Origin of the sequence: Maribacter flavus (assembly GCF_008386635.1) — a bacterium.
Taxonomy (GTDB): Bacteria; Bacteroidota; Bacteroidia; order Flavobacteriales; family Flavobacteriaceae; genus Maribacter; species Maribacter flavus.
The window spans coordinates 1,432,150-1,448,359 of sequence record NZ_VUOE01000001.1 but is presented as its reverse complement, the minus strand read 5'-3'; the positions used below and the strand labels follow the sequence as shown (position 1 = coordinate 1,448,359).

Annotated in this window: 16 protein-coding genes; 13 read left to right on the top strand and 3 right to left on the bottom strand. The window is 40.9% G+C overall.

Annotation, left to right across the window (positions count from 1 at the left end; genetic code table 11):
- Positions 1-53: 53 nt before the first annotated feature.
- Positions 54-755 (bottom strand): TIGR04282 family arsenosugar biosynthesis glycosyltransferase, encoded by a 702-nt coding sequence (locus F0361_RS06370; protein WP_154917694.1) that lies wholly within the window; start codon positions 753-755, stop codon positions 54-56.
- Positions 756-1,108: 353 nt separating this feature from the next.
- On the opposite strand from F0361_RS06370, the gene F0361_RS06365 reads away from it, so the two are divergent.
- Both F0361_RS06365 and F0361_RS06360 read left to right on the top strand, forming a co-directional pair.
- Positions 1,109-2,623: a Do family serine endopeptidase gene (locus tag F0361_RS06365; RefSeq protein WP_154917693.1), complete on the top strand. Its 1,515-nt coding sequence runs from the start codon at positions 1,109-1,111 to the stop codon at positions 2,621-2,623.
- A 71-nt stretch (positions 2,624-2,694) separates the two neighbouring features.
- Positions 2,695-3,468: a patatin-like phospholipase family protein gene (locus F0361_RS06360; RefSeq protein WP_154917692.1), complete on the top strand. Its 774-nt coding sequence runs from the start codon at positions 2,695-2,697 to the stop codon at positions 3,466-3,468.
- Between the two features lie 5 nt (positions 3,469-3,473).
- Here F0361_RS06360 and F0361_RS06355 read toward each other — a convergent pair whose 3' ends face one another.
- Both F0361_RS06355 and F0361_RS06350 read right to left on the bottom strand, forming a co-directional pair.
- Positions 3,474-5,315 (bottom strand): SLC13 family permease, encoded by a 1,842-nt coding sequence (locus tag F0361_RS06355; protein ID WP_154917691.1) that lies wholly within the window; start codon positions 5,313-5,315, stop codon positions 3,474-3,476.
- Positions 5,316-5,615: 300 nt separating this feature from the next.
- The gene (locus F0361_RS06350) at positions 5,616-6,665 is read right to left on the bottom strand and encodes a ferredoxin--NADP reductase (RefSeq protein WP_154917690.1); all 1,050 of its coding nucleotides are present in this window, start codon (positions 6,663-6,665) and stop codon (positions 5,616-5,618) included.
- 144 nt (positions 6,666-6,809) lie between these two features.
- On the opposite strand from F0361_RS06350, the gene F0361_RS06345 reads away from it, so the two are divergent.
- The 11 genes from F0361_RS06345 to atpE all read left to right on the top strand — a co-directional run bounded on the left by F0361_RS06345 (position 6,810) and on the right by atpE (position 16,154).
- Positions 6,810-7,148 (top strand): PadR family transcriptional regulator, encoded by a 339-nt coding sequence (locus F0361_RS06345; RefSeq protein ID WP_154917689.1) that lies wholly within the window; start codon positions 6,810-6,812, stop codon positions 7,146-7,148.
- Positions 7,149-7,158: 10 nt separating this feature from the next.
- Positions 7,159-7,791, top strand: a complete 633-nt coding sequence (locus F0361_RS06340) for a hypothetical protein (RefSeq protein WP_154917688.1) — start codon at positions 7,159-7,161, stop codon at positions 7,789-7,791.
- Positions 7,792-8,484 (top strand): hypothetical protein, encoded by a 693-nt coding sequence (locus tag F0361_RS06335; protein WP_154917687.1) that lies wholly within the window; start codon positions 7,792-7,794, stop codon positions 8,482-8,484.
- 60 nt (positions 8,485-8,544) lie between these two features.
- The gene (locus tag F0361_RS06330) at positions 8,545-10,014 is read left to right on the top strand and encodes a DUF5687 family protein (protein ID WP_154917686.1); all 1,470 of its coding nucleotides are present in this window, start codon (positions 8,545-8,547) and stop codon (positions 10,012-10,014) included.
- A gap of 68 nt (positions 10,015-10,082) precedes the next feature.
- Positions 10,083-10,778, top strand: coding sequence for an ABC transporter ATP-binding protein (locus F0361_RS06325; protein WP_154917685.1), 696 nt, complete (start codon positions 10,083-10,085; stop codon positions 10,776-10,778).
- 295 nt (positions 10,779-11,073) lie between these two features.
- Positions 11,074-13,629: a type IX secretion system periplasmic lipoprotein PorW/SprE gene (gene porW / locus F0361_RS06320; protein WP_154918510.1), complete on the top strand. Its 2,556-nt coding sequence runs from the start codon at positions 11,074-11,076 to the stop codon at positions 13,627-13,629.
- 3 nt (positions 13,630-13,632) lie between these two features.
- Complete coding sequence (locus tag F0361_RS06315) at positions 13,633-14,067, top strand: bactofilin family protein (RefSeq protein WP_154917684.1); 435 nt, start codon at positions 13,633-13,635, stop codon at positions 14,065-14,067.
- The gene (locus F0361_RS06310) at positions 14,045-14,269 is read left to right on the top strand and encodes an AtpZ/AtpI family protein (RefSeq protein WP_138256603.1); all 225 of its coding nucleotides are present in this window, start codon (positions 14,045-14,047) and stop codon (positions 14,267-14,269) included. Before F0361_RS06315 ends, F0361_RS06310 begins: the two co-directional genes overlap by 23 nt.
- Positions 14,270-14,273: 4 nt before the next feature.
- On the top strand, positions 14,274-14,657 hold the full coding sequence (locus F0361_RS06305; protein WP_138256602.1) for a DUF6168 family protein: 384 nt from the start codon (positions 14,274-14,276) through the stop codon (positions 14,655-14,657).
- Between the two features lie 94 nt (positions 14,658-14,751).
- Positions 14,752-15,930, top strand: coding sequence for a F0F1 ATP synthase subunit A (gene atpB / locus F0361_RS06300; RefSeq protein WP_154917683.1), 1,179 nt, complete (start codon positions 14,752-14,754; stop codon positions 15,928-15,930).
- A gap of 35 nt (positions 15,931-15,965) precedes the next feature.
- Positions 15,966-16,154: an ATP synthase F0 subunit C gene (gene atpE, locus F0361_RS06295; RefSeq protein WP_013993139.1), complete on the top strand. Its 189-nt coding sequence runs from the start codon at positions 15,966-15,968 to the stop codon at positions 16,152-16,154.
- Positions 16,155-16,210: the final 56 nt, after the last annotated feature.

Below are 16,210 nucleotides of genomic sequence, written 5' to 3'. Positions count from 1 at the left end.
TTGGTGGTGTTAGTTTAACTTTTCACAAAGGTTTTAGACCTTTCGTGTACATATTATTGGATATGCACTAACACTGGGGACCCCTTGTTATATGGGTTTTGGAGTAAGACCGAGACATAACAATTTTCCGCTAGAAGTAAAAATTGTTGTTTGACCGAAAGACAAAGGGCAAAAAGTTTTTGTATCGAAACGGAGATGGACCTGATGTAGTTGACCAAGGAAAGAACATCCTTAGCGGTATCGATGTCCCTAAAGGTCGGTAATTGAAGTATGGGACAATAGCTTTCCTGTAGGGTGTCCAAAAGCGACTTTAGTAGGTTGCATTTTTGCCAGGGCAAATTCTGGAACTTCTCCTTGTTAAAATCCGCCTTATGGATACCCATTAGATAGAAACCGCCGTCCAAGGAAGGACCAATTACGGTCTTGCCATCGGCCAAGGCCTTGGCCGCGGTCGTAATGTGTGCCGTTTGTAGATGGGGAGTATCGTTTCCTACCGTAATTACCTTGTCAAACCCTTTGTCAAAGATATTTTGAACCGCGGTGGAAAATCGTTCCCCAAATGAAAAGCCCTTTTGATGTTTTTCCGATATATGGAAGTAGGTCAATTTTGATTGCTTGACCTTCTGGATAACCGTATTGGTCAAGGAGTCGAACAGTACCTCGCCCCTTTGAAGGGGTTTGTATTGCATTTCTTCCTGGGAAGAGTTGGCAAAAATAAGAACGGCGGTACTGCGCATTAAGGATTCGGTTATCATTCTTTTTTAAACATACGACAAAAAAATCCAAGGGTTTTGTTTTGTCTAACATTTTACTGCAAATTAAATCAAGTCAAAATGTCAGATACCGACCCTTTAGTCGGTAATAACCAATTTACAACTCAATTTGGATTAGATGGCAGCCTTTAAACTTTAATAAAGAGTCGACGAAAAGTACGTTCCTTTCAATTTTTTTGATGCTTTTTCCTAAAATCAGACTAAACAGTCTAAAAAAGAACTTAAAAGGCATTCAAATTTTAAAAAATTTTTAGCAATCACAGGGTTTTAAATGGCACAGGAATTGAACAAATAGGAACGTACTAAAAAATAATATAATTATAATCAGAAATAATATGGATACAAACAAATCAAACAAAGGCAGTTTAAAAGTATACCTCTTTTCTGCCGCTATCGCCTTGGCAGTGAGCCTAGGTGTTATAGTAATCAACAAGTTAAATGACAAAGAGGAAATTAAGGGTGTGACTACGGTAGAAACGGTACAAGGAAAGCATGTGCTTTATACCGCGGACGAGGAAGGAAACATTAAACCGTTGGATTTTACGGATACTTCCAAAAAAGTATTGGATGCGGTAGTGCACATCAAATCCACCCAATCCTCTCCTAGTTATGGAAATCAAGGCAGGGAACTTCCAGATCCCTTTAAGGAATTTTTCGGCGATATGTTCAAAGGACAAAGTCCGGAAGGGATGCGCTCCCAACCTAGAATCGGTACTGGGTCAGGAGTTATCATAAACGATCAGGGCTATATCATTACGAACAACCATGTGATTGATAATGCCGATGAGGTTGAGGTTACCCTTTATAATAATGAATCCTATAAGGCAACGGTTATTGGCACTGATCCAACTACAGATTTGGCCTTGTTACAGATCGATGCCGATAATTTAAGCACCATGTCTTTGGTAAATTCCGATGATGTTGAGGTAGGTGAATGGGTTTTGGCCGTTGGTAACCCAATGGGTCTTAATTCTACCGTAACTGCCGGTATCGTTAGTGCCAAGGCAAGAAGTATCAATATCAATCAAGACAAGTTTGCCGTAGAAAGTTTTATCCAGACCGATGCTGCCATCAACCCTGGAAACAGTGGTGGGGCCTTGGTAAATCTAGATGGTAATCTTGTTGGGATAAATACGGCAATCGCCAGTAGAACCGGAACCTATACCGGATATGGTTTTGCAGTACCTAGTAATATTGTCACAAAAGTAGTGGAGGACCTTTTGAAATATGGAGCGGTGCAACGAGGTATGTTGGGCGTGACCATACGGACTATGGATAGCAACCTGGCCAAGGAAAAGAAGGTGGACTTCACTAAAGGGGTATGGATTGAGCAGGTTGGTGAGAATAGCGCCGCGGATAAGGCCGGAATCGAGTCAGGTGACATTATTCTTGAAGTGAACGGGGAGGAAACTACTACATCCCCCAGATTGCAGGAAATCATTGCCAGTAAAAGACCAGGAGATGAAGTAAATCTACTTGTCAATAGAGATGGTACCGAAAAGGAATTCAAAGTAATCCTTGAAAATGTCAACGGAACAACCAAGCTCGTGAAAAAGGAGAAAAAGGAAATATTGAACCTCCTTGGAGCCGATTTTGAAAACTTGGATAAGGATTTGGCCGAGAAACTCGACTTGGATGGCGGTGTACAGGTGAACAAGCTGTATCCAGGAAAAATCAAGAAGGAAACCCAAATGCGGGAAGGTTTTATAATAACCCATATAGATGGCAAACGTGTTCGCAATGTTGAAGATGTTGCCAGTATTCTTGAAAACAAAAAAGGCGGAGTAATGATTGAAGGCGTCTATGAAGATGGAAGTAAGTATTATTATGCCTTTGGATTGGATTCGTAAACTAGTGGTATTTGGTTAACTTTAATGCCGTATGGAGTAAATTACTTTATACGGCATTTTTTTGAAAGTATATGGAATCCCTTTCAACAAAGAAAATTGGTTTGGTGCTCTCAGGCGGCGGGGTACGGGGAATGGCCCATATTGGGGTCATTAAGGCCATGCAGGAGTTTGGTCTGGAGGCCCAATTGGTAGCGGGAAGTAGTGTAGGGGCCCTAGTAGGCGCCCTATATGCCAATGGAACCCCTATTATGGACATGTTGCGTTTCTTTAAGGAAACTCCGCTGTTCAAATATAACTTTATTTCTATAGGTAAACCGGGCCTATTGGATACCGATAGGTATGAAACCGTTTTTAAGACCTATTTTCCGCACAATACCTTTGAAGGGCTGAAAAAGGAGTTGCACGTAGTGGCCACCAACCTGGAAAAAGGAGAGGAACTTTTTATTAGTCAAGGGGAACTGATCAAGCCTTTGTTGGCTTCGGCGGCCTTGCCACCCGTTTTTAGTCCGGTGTCCTATAATGGAAGTTTGTATGCAGATGGAGGCATTATGAACAATTTTCCCTTGGAACCGGTTCGGGATAAGGTAGATTTTGTCATAGGTAGCAATGTATCCATCGTAGCGGAGCTGAATAAGAAGAATCTCACCAATTCCTTGCAATTGACGGGTAGGGTCACCGGATTGATGATCTATGCCATCAATCGGGAGAAAATAAAAAAATGCGACCTGGTAATCGAACCGAAAACCTTGGAACATATAGGAATTCTGGACCGTAAAGGAATCGAAAAGGCCTATGCCATAGGATATGAAAGTGCTTGTAAACAATTGGAAACCCTTGGTACTTAATCCACTTACAGCATAGCACTTAAGAGCAAGGTACCCAGGACAAGTAGCACCAAGGAAATGATCCCTCCCAGAATTAGAAAGTGCTTAAACTTATAAATTCCCATGCTATAGATCAAGGCGTTGGTTTGATACCCTAAAGGCGTAAAAAAGCTAAAATTAGCTGCAAACATCACACAAAGAATAAAAGGTTTTACATCCAATTCCAGTCCCTTGGCCAGGGAAATGGCAATGGGGGCCATGATAATGGCCGTGGCATTGTTGGAGACTACGCCGCTCAACAACATGGTTGTCAAAAACAACATTCCTATAATTATCATTGGCCTTTGTCCTTCCATTAACCCCAAGAGGCCTTCGGTCAACCATGCATCCGCCCCGGAGTTGGTCATTGCAATTCCTAAGGGAATCATACCTGCCAATAGAAAGATTATCTGCCAATTTATTTTTTCATAAATTTTATTCAATTCAATGCATTTGAATAGAAGCATTGCGATGGTGCCGGCTATAACACTGGTCATGATCTCGAATGCGCCTGTTGCAGCCAGGATTATAGTAATAATTAATATAAAGAGCGAGAGATTCCGTTTAAGGGGCGTGGAAGGGATACCTCCATCAAACTGATTTAAGACTGCAAGATTATTGCTGTTTTCAAAATTTTGGATGTAGGATGCATCGGTTTGAATCAATAATCGGTCACCAACCTTGAGCTTTGTAATCGTTTTGTTACTAAGATGCAGCTTATTTTTAAGATTCGTAAGGGATTTTCTTTTGTTCACGGCGATGGGGATGGCTCTTGGAAAGATCATTTTTTTAAGTGATTCAAGAGTATTGCCCAAAAATCGTGAGCCCGGTAGCAGCAGCAATTCCAGCAAGACGGTATTGGAGACTTTCTCTTCAGGATCTTGTTTTTGTTCATCGACCTTTTCTATGGACGTCCCTTTTGAGAAGCTACTCGTTAGGTTTTCATCGACTTCCAGGTCAAAATAGCCTTCGCCCCGCATCTTTTGGAGATTCTCCAAACTGCAATGCAACAAAATCACATCCCCTTGCTGAATCTCAAATTTGGGATTGGAAAGGTTCATTTCATAATTGTTCCTGGATACCCGAAGCACCGTAATTTCTGGCTCCTTGTACATAAAGGATTCTTTTAATGGAGTGCCTATAAGCGGTGAATCCGTATCCACTTTTAGGGTGAGCAGGTATTTGTTGAGATTAAATTTTTGGGAAAGTCCATCTTTTTCCCCTTCGGGTAGAAAGGAATAAAAAAGGACGATAATGCCGATCGATGTGCCTAAAAAAATGAGGCCCATCTTGGAAAACTCAAAAAACCCCAAGGTTTCGCCCGTATAGCGCATAAAGATGTTGTTGACGATTAGGTTTGTGGAAGTCCCCATGAGCGTACAGCTTCCACCAAGAATACTTGCGAAGGAAATAGGCAAAAGCAATTTGCCCGGCATTAACCCGTACTTGTCCTTTAGTTCGGCGACTATTTTAATGAAAACGATGACCACGGCCGTTGAGCTTATAAAGGCCGATACGCCTCCAGATAATATCATGATGACTATCAACACGAGCAAGGCCGGCCAGTTTTTTAAAACTTTTAGTCCTTTGGCAAACCAAGAAATGACCCCATTCTCCTCTAGACCTATGGCCAATATCATAAGACAAAGAATGGTGATTACCGCTTTGTTGGAAAATCCGCTGACCGCCTCCTCCGGACTCACCAAACCTGTTAACAAAAGGGCCCCAATGATAAAAAAGGAGATTTTATCCATGGGGAAAACCTCAAGGGCAAAGAGAATGATCAAGGCGCCTATGATCAAAAATACCGTAATGATTTCCCAGCTCATATTTAAAGGTAGAAATTGATTAAAGGTAACGCAAGGGTACGTGCAAATTAGCTCGAACCATAGTTTTACGAATTCAATTGAAAAAAAAATTGAAAGAGAAACTGGATTATAGAAAACAAATTTTGGGCTACCTAGGTATTTTGCATCGAAAGGAATTCATTATACATAGGGTATTCATTGCGATTTGGAAACTGCTCAACTACTGCCTAAAGGCAAATCTAGATACTTTTGAAATAGATAATTGACCTAAACGGGGAGTACTGTTTTTATTTTCTCACTTTGTGTAGCTAGTTAAAGCTCCTACACATCATCATAATCTACCTTAAGTGTAGGTGTGGTAGGATGCGCTTGGCACGTAAGCACTAAGCCCTCGGCGATTTCACTGTCCGTTAGGATTTGGTTTACGGCCATTTCCGCTTTTCCTTCCGTGATACGTGCGATACAGCTGCTACAGACCCCACCCTGGCAAGAGTACGGGGCATCGATATTTTCCTTAAGAACGGCATCCAACACGGTCGTTTTTTTATCCATTGTAAGTTGAAACACCTCATCGTCCAAGGTAATCGTCAACGAGGTTTGCCCATCGGGAAGACTGGGCAGTTCCTCCTTTATATCCGTTGCCGTGAATAGCTCAAAGTGGATTTTCTCCTTTGGGACGTCATTATCCAACAGGGTATCCTTTACGTTCTCGATCATTTCTTGGGGCCCGCAGAGGTAATAACCGTCAAAATCCAAATTGGCATGCTTGTTTTTTAGGGCGTAGTTCACCGTAGAGGTATCAATGCGTCCAAACAGTGCTTTGTCTTCCCGTGTCTGGCTATTGATGAAATACACAAAAAACCGATTGGAATAATCCAATTGGAGTTTTACCAAATCCGTGTAGAACATGGTCTCCTCATAGGATTTGTTTCCATAGACTAAGACAAAATTGTTTTTTGGGTTTCCGTCCAAAACCATTTTTGCAATGCTCATGATAGGGGTAATACCACTACCCGCCGCGAAGGCCGCTACATGTTGTGAGTTCCCCGTGGGTTTGAATAAAAATCTTCCTTCTGGCGGCATCACTTCCAAGGTGTCGCCAACTTGCAGTTTGGTATTGGCGTAATGGGAGAATCCACCATTATCTACTTTTTTGATGCCAATGGTAATGTGGTCTTTCTTGGGGGAAGAACTGATGGAATAGGCCCTACGCAGTTCCTTTCCCTTAATTTCTTTTTTTATGGTGATGTATTGCCCGGCCGTAAATAAAAAGGTCTGGACCAAATCCTTGGGAATCTCAAAAGTGACCGCCACGGAATTGGGGGTTAATTTCTTAATATTTTTAACGGTCAATGCATAAAAATCTGCCATAAGTATCCAATCTAGAAATAGAATGCAAAATTAAGGAAAGAAGGAAGTATATGAAATGGGAAATAAAAAAAAGAATACCTAAAAATCTTATGCATAAGAAATTTATGTATATTAGTTAATGAAAAATTGAATCGTACAGGAAAAATGGGGAATTCGAAATTATACAAAGGCAGTTTAAACACTATAATCTTAAAATTGTTGGATGAGGAGGGTAAAATGTATGGCTATGAAATTACCCAAAAGGTCAAGGAACTTTCCAAAGGGGAATTGAACATTACAGAAGGTGCCTTATATCCGGCTTTACACAAATTGGAAGCAGAAGGCTTGTTGGATGTGGAAGTTGCCAAGGTGGATAACAGACTGCGTAAATATTATAAACTTACAAAACAAGGGGAAAAGGAAACGGTTAACAGATTGGCCGAATTGGAGGATTTTATACGAAGTATGCAACAATTGGTGAATCCAGATTGGAGTATTCAATAATTATTTGAAAATGGCAATTTCTAAGGAAGAAGTCATATACATTGACAATTACCTTAAATTTTTAGGGGTTAAGTACATGGATATTCGTCTCGAGATTTTAGATCATCTGGCATCAGAATTCGAAAACATTCAGGAACCTACTAGTTTGGGAGATTTTTTGCGCACTAAACGCTCTTTTGTCAAGAGATATGAGAATCAATGGCAAAAAGCGAAACATTGGGCACATCAAAGAGCATTAATTAAAAGAATCATTGGATATTTCTACAAGCCCAACCAACTCTTCATTCCTATTTGTATTGGGATTTTCTTTGGATTTAACGCTACCCTGTTGCCAAAATCTTTAATTGCCATTTCATTTTGTATTAGCTTAATCGTCCCTCAGTGTATTCACTTTTATATTTATTATAAGCCTGAAGGAATCTATAAGAACATTCAATCAGCTAAATATATCCTGTCTATCATGGCTTTGCCCTCGATATTTATGTACCTCATGGGAATAATGGCACCAATAATAAAAGAAAGCCCAACAGTTTTCTATGCGTACTGGTTTTTTGCCATGGTGTTTAATATTGCAGGGCTACAAGAAGTAATGACTCTGAAACGGCAAATTGTAAAGACCTATAGTAAACTAATCAGTAATTAAATGAAACTCACCCAAAACCAAATTGAAGAGCTATTTAAATTTACTAGAGCCCATTATGTGGAATACTATGATTTACAACTAGAATTGGTAGATCATTTAGCCAACGGTATTGAAAAGCAATGGGAAGAGAACCCCGGACTTACTTTTGAGGAGGCCAAAAACCGTGAGTTTAAAAAATTTGGTGTTTTTGGTTTTCAGGATGTTATAAATGAGCGCAGAAAAGCTATGTCCAAAAAGTACCGCGGCATTATCTGGGGTCATTTTAAGGAGTGGTGGTCCCTCCCTAGGATAATAGCGACCTTGACTTTTGTAATGGTCATATTTACGATGCTCAAAATGCTTCCTCCAGGTGAGCTAAAAAAAGGCATAGTTTCGGGGATATTTATAGGCTTTTCGCTTGTAATGCTATTTAGAACGTTTCAATTGAAGAAACGCATGGAAGGAGCTTGGCGTAAATGGATGCTACAGGAGATAATATATAATCAAGGGCTACTTGTAAATTTATTTACTATCCCCATGAATCTATTGAACCTAACATGGACCAACGACTTTATGGATAACCTGTATTTTCAATTGGCATTGTCTTTATTAATTGTAAGTATGGGGCTTTTGCTCAAAATTTGTGGATATGTCATTCCATCAAAAGCTGATGAAATATTGGCAGAAACCTATTCCGAGTATAAAATCTCCTAGTTTTTGTAACATTTTCCATTTTTGGTTTACTTATGAACCTGACAACAATATCCAACCCTTATGTTTAAACGATTTGCCTCCCTACAATGGAAATCCTTTTTTAGGTCGGCCAATTTTGGTAAAAGCCTTGCCGTAAAGATTCTCATGGGCTTTTTCGCAGTCTACATGCTCCTGGTGCTTGCAGCGTCAGGTGCTGGGGTGTATTTTATACTCAGAAAAGCCGTACCGGACCAAAGTCCTATGTGTACCTTGAGCCAGTATTTGATTTACTGGGTACTGATCGAACTGTTTTTGCGGTATTTCATGCAGAAACTTCCCGTGATGGACATTAAGCCCTTTTTGACCACACCCGTGAAGAAAAGTTCCATAGCCCACTATATTTTAGGTCGTTCTGCGGCCTCCATGTACAATTTGTTGTCACTGTTCTTCTTTGTGCCATTTTGCATTGTACTATTGTTTCAAGGATATTCTGGAATCAATGTATTCCTTTGGCTGATAGCCATTATGGCGATAGTTTTGAGCATCAATTACCTAAACCTTCTTATAAATAAAAGTGACAAGGCACTCACGGTTATTGGAGGTATCATTGTAATTTCTTACGCCTTGGATTATTTTGGTGTATTTTCCATAAAGGAAGTTTTTGGCCCTATATTTCATGGGTTGTATGCGTATCCCATAACAGTTTTGGTTCCGTTGGTCTTGGCGGTTTTCATTTATTATATCAACTATAAGTTTCTCCATGATAAGATATACTTGGACGCTACTTTAAAACCTAAAAAGGTACAGGCCAATACCAGTGATTTGGCCTGGACAAAACGCTTTGGCGACTTGGGTACCTTTTTGCAATTGGATCTTAAAATGATTTGGCGTAACAAACGAACAAAATCCCAGGTTTGGATATCCCTGTTGTTCGTGTTTTATGGCCTTATATTCTATACCCAGGAAATTTATGCCAGCATGATGCCCATGAAAGCCTTTTTGGGCGTTTTTATGACCGGTATTTTCCTTAGTAACTTCGGACAGTTTATCCCAGCTTGGGACAGTAGTTATTACAGCATGATGATGTCCCAAAATATACCGTTGCGAAAGTATTTGGAGTCCAAGGCGCTGTTGATATCCGTGAGTGTCATATTTATGTTTTTGTTGACCATCCCGTATATATACTTTGGATGGGAAGCCTTGGCCATTAATTTTGGTTGTGCCATCTACAATCTGGGGGTAAACATACCCGTCATTTTATATTTTGGGTCGTTCAACAAAAAAAGGATAGAATTGGATCAGAGTCCGTTTGGGAACATGCAAGGGACGAGCGCCAATCAGTTTTTGATTATGGTTCCCGTGCTTATTGTACCCATACTTATATTCAGTCTTTTCTATTACCTCTTTTCGGTGACGGCGGGTGTCACAGTGCTGTGCGTCCTCGGACTCATCGGTTTGGTCCTTAAAAATACCCTAATGGATAAGGTCACAGGACAGTACCGAAAAAAGAAATATGGCATGATTGCCGGATTCAAGGAAAAAAATAGCTAGTCTTTTAGACGTTAGACGCTGTATGTGAAAAATGAAACTTGAAGCCTGAAACCTGAAACAAAAAAACCATGATAACAGTACAAAATTTGACCAAAAAATACGGCAGTCAGACCGTTTTGAATATTGAAAACCTAGAAATTCCAACAGGACAAAGCTTTGGATTGGTTGGAAACAATGGTGCGGGTAAAACCACCTTTTTCAGCTTGTTGTTGGATTTGATACAACCCACAACAGGACATATAGAAAATAATGGTATTCAAGTAAATACAAGTGAGGAGTGGAAGCCTATCACCTCTTCCTTTATTGATGAGACATTTTTGATCGGTTACTTGACACCGGAGGAATACTTTTATTTCATTGGGGATTTACGAGGGCAGAACAAGGCCGATGTGGATGCTCTTTTAGGCCAATTTGAGGATTTTTTTCATGGTGAGATTTTAGGGCAAAAGAAATATCTACGGGATTTGTCCAAAGGAAACCAGAAGAAGGCCGGAATTGTAGCTTCTTTTATTGGAAATCCGCAAGTGGTTATCCTGGATGAACCTTTTGCCAATCTCGACCCTACCACACAAATTCGCCTAAAGGGTATTATAAAGGACTTGGCGGCCAAGGAGGACGTTACGGTCTTGGTATCTAGCCATGATTTAATCCATGTGACCGAAGTCTGCAAACGTATTGTGGTATTGAACAAGGGCCAAGTGGTCAAGGACATCAAAACCTCTACCGAAACCTTAAGGGAATTGGAGGCGTTTTTTGCGGGATAATCTAAACCTGTCAAGTTTAAAGAGTAAAACCGACGCTTCAGTCGGTTTTTTGTTTTAATCCATTTCCTACCCTTGGAACAGATATCGATATTGCTCCAAAAAACATCGGCAAAGGACCTATTTTCCACTTAAAATCGGTATAAAATTCAAGGAAACAAACCGGATAGTCGGTAAATCATCGGCCCTTGAAATTAATATCGGCCCATAATCTCCAAAACAAAGTGGCCATTTGTCGATGAAGCGTATAATAATATGGATGTTTTTCAGTTATGCATACATACGTAGACCGTCTATTTTGAACTACAGAAACAAACTTTTTTTATCGCTTATTCTAGGAACCGTACTCTTCAATGCCTGTTCCACCAAAAAGGATGCCTTCATAAATCGAAACTGGCATGCTCTTAATACCAAGTACAATACCTTGTACAACGGTAATATCGCTTTTGAAGAGGGTAGGGCCACGCTGAACGATTCCTACAAGGACGATTATTGGGAAATACTGCCCATAGAGCGTTTGGAGGTATCGGGAGAGGTTAAATTGGATTCGGAGGATAACAACCCCAACTTTATCATTGCCGAGGAAAAGGCGACCAAGGCCATCCAGAAACATAGTATGGATATCAAGGACGAGGAACGCAATCCGCAGACCGATGAGGCTTTTTTGTTATTGGGCAAGGCCCGCTATTTTGATGAACGTTACATCCCGGCATTGGAATCCTTCAATTATATCCTCAACAAATACACGGAAAGCAATAAGCTCAACGAAGCCAGTATTTGGCGGGAAAAGGTAAATATCAGGCTCGAAAATGAGGAGCTGGCCATTAAGAACCTAAAGCGGTTGATGAAGTTTGAGACCCTAAAGGATCAGGAATATGCGGATGCGCGGGCCATGCTCGCACAGGCATACATCAACCTAAACGTGCCGGATACGGCCATTCAACAATTAAAGGTGGCTTCCTATTACACCAAAAAGAATCCGGAGAAAGGCCGATATTATTATATCATTGGGCAATTGTACAATCAGTTGGGCTATAAGGACAGTGCCAATTACGCTTTTGATAAGGTGATCGACCTCAATAGAAAATCGCCCAGGGTGTATATGATCAATGCCGAAATCCAAAAAATAAGGAATACGGCCATCACTTCCGAAAATCAGGAGGAAATGCTGGAGTACCTGACGGAGTTGGAGGAGAACAGGGAAAACAGGCCCTTCTTGGACAAAATTTATAGGCAAATAGCCGAATTTCATCTCGAACAAGGCTCCGATAGTCTGGCGTTGGCCTATTTCAATAAATCGCTACGGGCCACGCAGAACGAGCCAAAACTGAACGCCCTCAATTATGAAAATCTGGCTGAATACAATTTCGACGAAAATCAGTACAAAAATGCCGGAGCCTACTATGATAGTGTGCTTGTGAATTTGGATGAAAACACCAAAAAGTACCGTACCATCAAAAAGAAATTGGATAACCTTGAGGACGTGATCAAGTATGAGGATATCGTTCAGTATACCGATAGCGTCATAACCATCTACGAAATGCCCATAGACGACCGAATCGCCTATTTTGAAAAGCATATCGCCGATCTGCAGGCGGCCAAGGAAGCGGCACAGAAAAAGGAACGGGACAAGTTGACCGATGGTTTTGCGGCCTTCGCCAAATCCAAGGGAGGCAAGGAGAACCAAGGTAAATTCTACTTTTACAATATTACCAGCCTGGGATACGGACAGAACGATTTTAAGAACCGATGGGGCAATAGGGAACTGGCCGATGACTGGCGTTGGTCCAACAAAGCGGTTTCCAATATATCCGAAGCTACGGGAGAGGCCATAGCGGCAAATAACAATCCGGATGCTGCGGTTACAGAGGATGAAAAGTTCTCTTTGGACTTTTATATGGATAGGGTTCCTAAGGAGGAAACCGTAATAGATAGCCTTAAAACGGAACGAAATTTTGCCAATTATCAGTTGGGCCTTATTTATAAGGAAAAGTTCAATGAAAACTTGTTGGCTGCAGAAAAGCTTGAAAATGTGCTGGCGTCCAATCCGGAAGAGCGTTTGATCCTTCCCTCCAAATACAATCTGTATAAAATTTACGAGGCGGAAAACAGTCCGTTGATGGCTTCCATGAAGGCGGATATCATTGCAAACCATGCCGGTTCCCGTTATGCGGAGATTTTATTGAACCCACAGGCAGAGCTTGCCGATGATAGTGACAGTCCGGAAAACAGGTACCAACTTTTGTTCAAGAAATTTCAGGACCAGCAGTTTTTACAGGTTATCACGGGTTCGGAGGAAAATATAAATCGGTTTACTGGAGACCCCATCGTGCCAAAGTTCGAAATGTTGAAGGCCAATGCCATTGGTAGGTTGCAGGGATTTGAAGAATTTAAGGAAGCCCTCAACTATGTGGCGCTTACCTATCCAAACAGCCCCGAAGGCAAAAAGGCGGAACAGATGGTGGCGGAGCAACTTCCCAAACTGGAACCCACGGAATTTTCGCCTGAAACGGGCTCCACGGGAACATCGAACTGGAAAGTGGTCTTTCCGTTCAAGAGGAGCAATAATGACAAGGCGTTGAAATTGATGGAGCTCTTGGAAAAGTCCATTGTAGATTTAAAATACAAGAACATCGTATCCAAGGACATATACAATCTGGAAGACCAATTTGTGGTGGTCCACGGTTTCAAATCCAAGGACTTTGCATTGGGCTATTCGGAACTTTTAAAAAACAATAAGGATTACCGGGTGGCTGATGAGAATTTCGTAATTTTATCGGACAACTATAAAATAATCCAAGTACATAAGAATTTAGAGGCATACAGAAATACACTTATAACCCCAAAACCTTGAACAATGTTTTCAGATAAACAAAAACCTAGAACTATGAGCGAAATAGGAGGACAACCAAACAGAATCGAAAAGAATACGAAAATAAAAGGGGATATCATCTCCGAAGCGGATTTCCGGATTGACGGCAAGCTGGATGGCAATGTGAAGACTTCCGGCAAGGTGGTTATTGGAAAGGATGGGTATATCCATGGTAAGGTGGAATGTGTAAATGCCGATATAGAAGGCAGTTTCAATGGGGAGCTTTTGGTGTCCGACCTACTTTCCCTAAAATCTTCCGCAGTAATTGAAGGAACGGTATCCGTTTCCAAATTGGCCGTAGAGCCCGGGGCTACTTTCAACGCTTCCTGTACCATGGGGGGAGGAAAGGCCGGTGCTAGCAATGCTGGAGGTTTTAAACCTTCCATGAACACAAAAAATGAGCCAGCAAAAGCCTCGTAACGATTCCAATTTATTGCGCACCGCGGCAAGTCTTTCCGGGATTGCCATACAAATGGGCGCAACCATATATTTGGGGAATTTATTGGGCGCCTGGCTGGATGAAAAATTTCAAAAAACCTTTTTAGAGGACACCATTACCTTACTTGCCGTATTTTTGTCCATATATCTGGTCATTAAAAAGGTGATGTCCTTAAATAAATAGGCAATTGTTCAGAAAGATTCTTTTATATACGATCGTGTTCACTATGGTGGGCACGATTTCTTTTTTGGGCCAAACGGTTTTGATGGATTTGGAAACTGACTTTTTACAGTTGTTGGAACAGTCCTATATATTCCATTTTTTCTTCTCTTTACTGTTGGTAATTGCCTTTCAAATCCTTTCAAAAAATCAAAAAGTCTTTGAACAATTGGGTTTTTTGTATATCGGGATGTTAGTTTTCAAGATTGTGGTTTTTACCGCTATGTTCTTTCCGCAACTCATGGGAGATCAACCACTTCCCCATTTTTACAGGGCTATGATGCTACTTCCTATTATTATATTCTTGACTTTGGAAGTGATTTTTGTTTCAAAAATCATGCGTGAAAAATAAGGTCGAATTTTAAGCCTTTAAAATTCTTTGTATTACATCTAGATTGACTACTTTTGCGCAAATTTTCAGGAGCATAATTTTTGATAAAGAAATAATGAAGGAAGTTTCCAAAGTGATAAGAAATCTAGTATTGTTTACGGCAATAGTAAGTTCACTCCAAAGTTTTGCGTTCTCCGAAGGTCAAGATGAAGGTGCTGTTGACACGAAAGAGGAAGTATCGGAATATATAAATCACCACATCAAGGACTCCCACGACTTCCATTTGTTCTCCTATACAAACGCTGAAGGCGAAAGAAAACACGTAGGTTTTCCGTTACCCGTAATCGTTTGGTCCAGTAATGGCTTGGCTACTTTTATGTCCTCTGAATTTCATCACGATGACAATGGCGAGGTAATCGTAGAAAAAAACGGTTCCAAATTTGTAAAACTGCACAGTAAAATTTACGAGTTGGAAGCTGGTGCCACTTCGGTAAACCTGGATGAGAGCCATCACGCGACCAATGCACACAAGGTGTTGGATTTTTCTATAACAAAAAGTGTTGTTGGAATTCTATTGGTTGGGTTGTTCATGTTGTGGGCCTTCTCCTCTTTGGCCAGACAATATAAAAACAAAAACGTACCCACAGGTTTTGGCCGTGTATTGGAACCTTTGGTTATTTATGTAAGGGACGAAATTGCCAAGCCGAACATCGGTGAGAAAAAATACAGACAGTTTACGGGGTATCTACTTACCGTATTCTTTTTTATATGGATATTGAACCTATTAGGACTTACGCCTTTCGGGTTTAATGTTACGGGACAGTTGGCAGTTACTGCGGCTTTGGCCATTCTAACGTTGATTATTTATACGTTCAGCGGAAACAAGGACTACTGGATGCACATGTTATGGATGCCCGGGGTACCCGTTTTGATCAGACCGGTCTTGGCCATCATCGAGTTGGCGGGTGCCTTTTTGATCAAACCCTTTTCGTTATTGGTCCGATTGTTTGCGAATATATCTGCCGGGCACATTGTGGTTATGAGCTTGATCGCCATTATGTTCACCCTCAAGGATAGTTTGGGAGTGGCAGGAGCTACCGGACTTTCATTGATACTGTCGTTTTTCATAACCCTTATCGAGGTATTGGTTGCCTTTTTACAAGCCTATATTTTTACGATGCTATCAGCATTGTTTATTGGGATGGCGGTAGCCGAACATGATCATGAACACCATCACGATGCCGAGGGCCATGAAATTCCGGATGAGGAAGATGTAAGGGCGGATTTTATTTAAGAGTGTTTTTAATTTAATATATAAATCAGTTTACTATGTACAATTTAATTGGAGCAGGTTTGATCGTAATTGGAGCAGGTATTGGACTTGGTCAGATTGGTGGTAAGGCAATGGAAGGTATTGCCCGTCAACCAGAAGCGACCGGTAAAATCCAAACTGCGATGATCATCATCGCTGCACTTTTGGAAGGTTTGGCATTCGGTGCCTTGTTCTTAGGAAAATAAGAACGTTAAGCCAAAAAGCATTTTCCTGCAACGGTTGGTTGCAGGAAGTGTTTTTT

Excerpts from the sequence above, each read along its gene's own strand:
- F0361_RS06370 (WP_154917694.1), bottom strand. The coding sequence starts at position 755 with ATGATAACCGAATCCTTAATGCGCAGTACCGCCGTTCTTATTTTTGCC.
- F0361_RS06365 (WP_154917693.1), top strand. The coding sequence starts at position 1,109 with ATGGATACAAACAAATCAAACAAAGGCAGTTTAAAAGTATACCTCTTT.
- F0361_RS06360 (WP_154917692.1), top strand. The coding sequence starts at position 2,695 with ATGGAATCCCTTTCAACAAAGAAAATTGGTTTGGTGCTCTCAGGCGGC.
- F0361_RS06355 (WP_154917691.1), bottom strand. The coding sequence starts at position 5,315 with ATGAGCTGGGAAATCATTACGGTATTTTTGATCATAGGCGCCTTGATC.
- F0361_RS06350 (WP_154917690.1), bottom strand. The coding sequence starts at position 6,665 with ATGGCAGATTTTTATGCATTGACCGTTAAAAATATTAAGAAATTAACC.
- F0361_RS06345 (WP_154917689.1), top strand. The coding sequence starts at position 6,810 with ATGGGGAATTCGAAATTATACAAAGGCAGTTTAAACACTATAATCTTA.
- F0361_RS06340 (WP_154917688.1), top strand. The coding sequence starts at position 7,159 with ATGGCAATTTCTAAGGAAGAAGTCATATACATTGACAATTACCTTAAA.
- F0361_RS06335 (WP_154917687.1), top strand. The coding sequence starts at position 7,792 with ATGAAACTCACCCAAAACCAAATTGAAGAGCTATTTAAATTTACTAGA.
- F0361_RS06330 (WP_154917686.1), top strand. The coding sequence starts at position 8,545 with ATGTTTAAACGATTTGCCTCCCTACAATGGAAATCCTTTTTTAGGTCG.
- F0361_RS06325 (WP_154917685.1), top strand. The coding sequence starts at position 10,083 with ATGATAACAGTACAAAATTTGACCAAAAAATACGGCAGTCAGACCGTT.
- F0361_RS06315 (WP_154917684.1), top strand. The coding sequence starts at position 13,633 with ATGTTTTCAGATAAACAAAAACCTAGAACTATGAGCGAAATAGGAGGA.
- F0361_RS06310 (WP_138256603.1), top strand. The coding sequence starts at position 14,045 with ATGAGCCAGCAAAAGCCTCGTAACGATTCCAATTTATTGCGCACCGCG.
- atpB (WP_154917683.1), top strand. The coding sequence starts at position 14,752 with ATGAAGGAAGTTTCCAAAGTGATAAGAAATCTAGTATTGTTTACGGCA.
- atpE (WP_013993139.1), top strand. The coding sequence starts at position 15,966 with ATGTACAATTTAATTGGAGCAGGTTTGATCGTAATTGGAGCAGGTATT.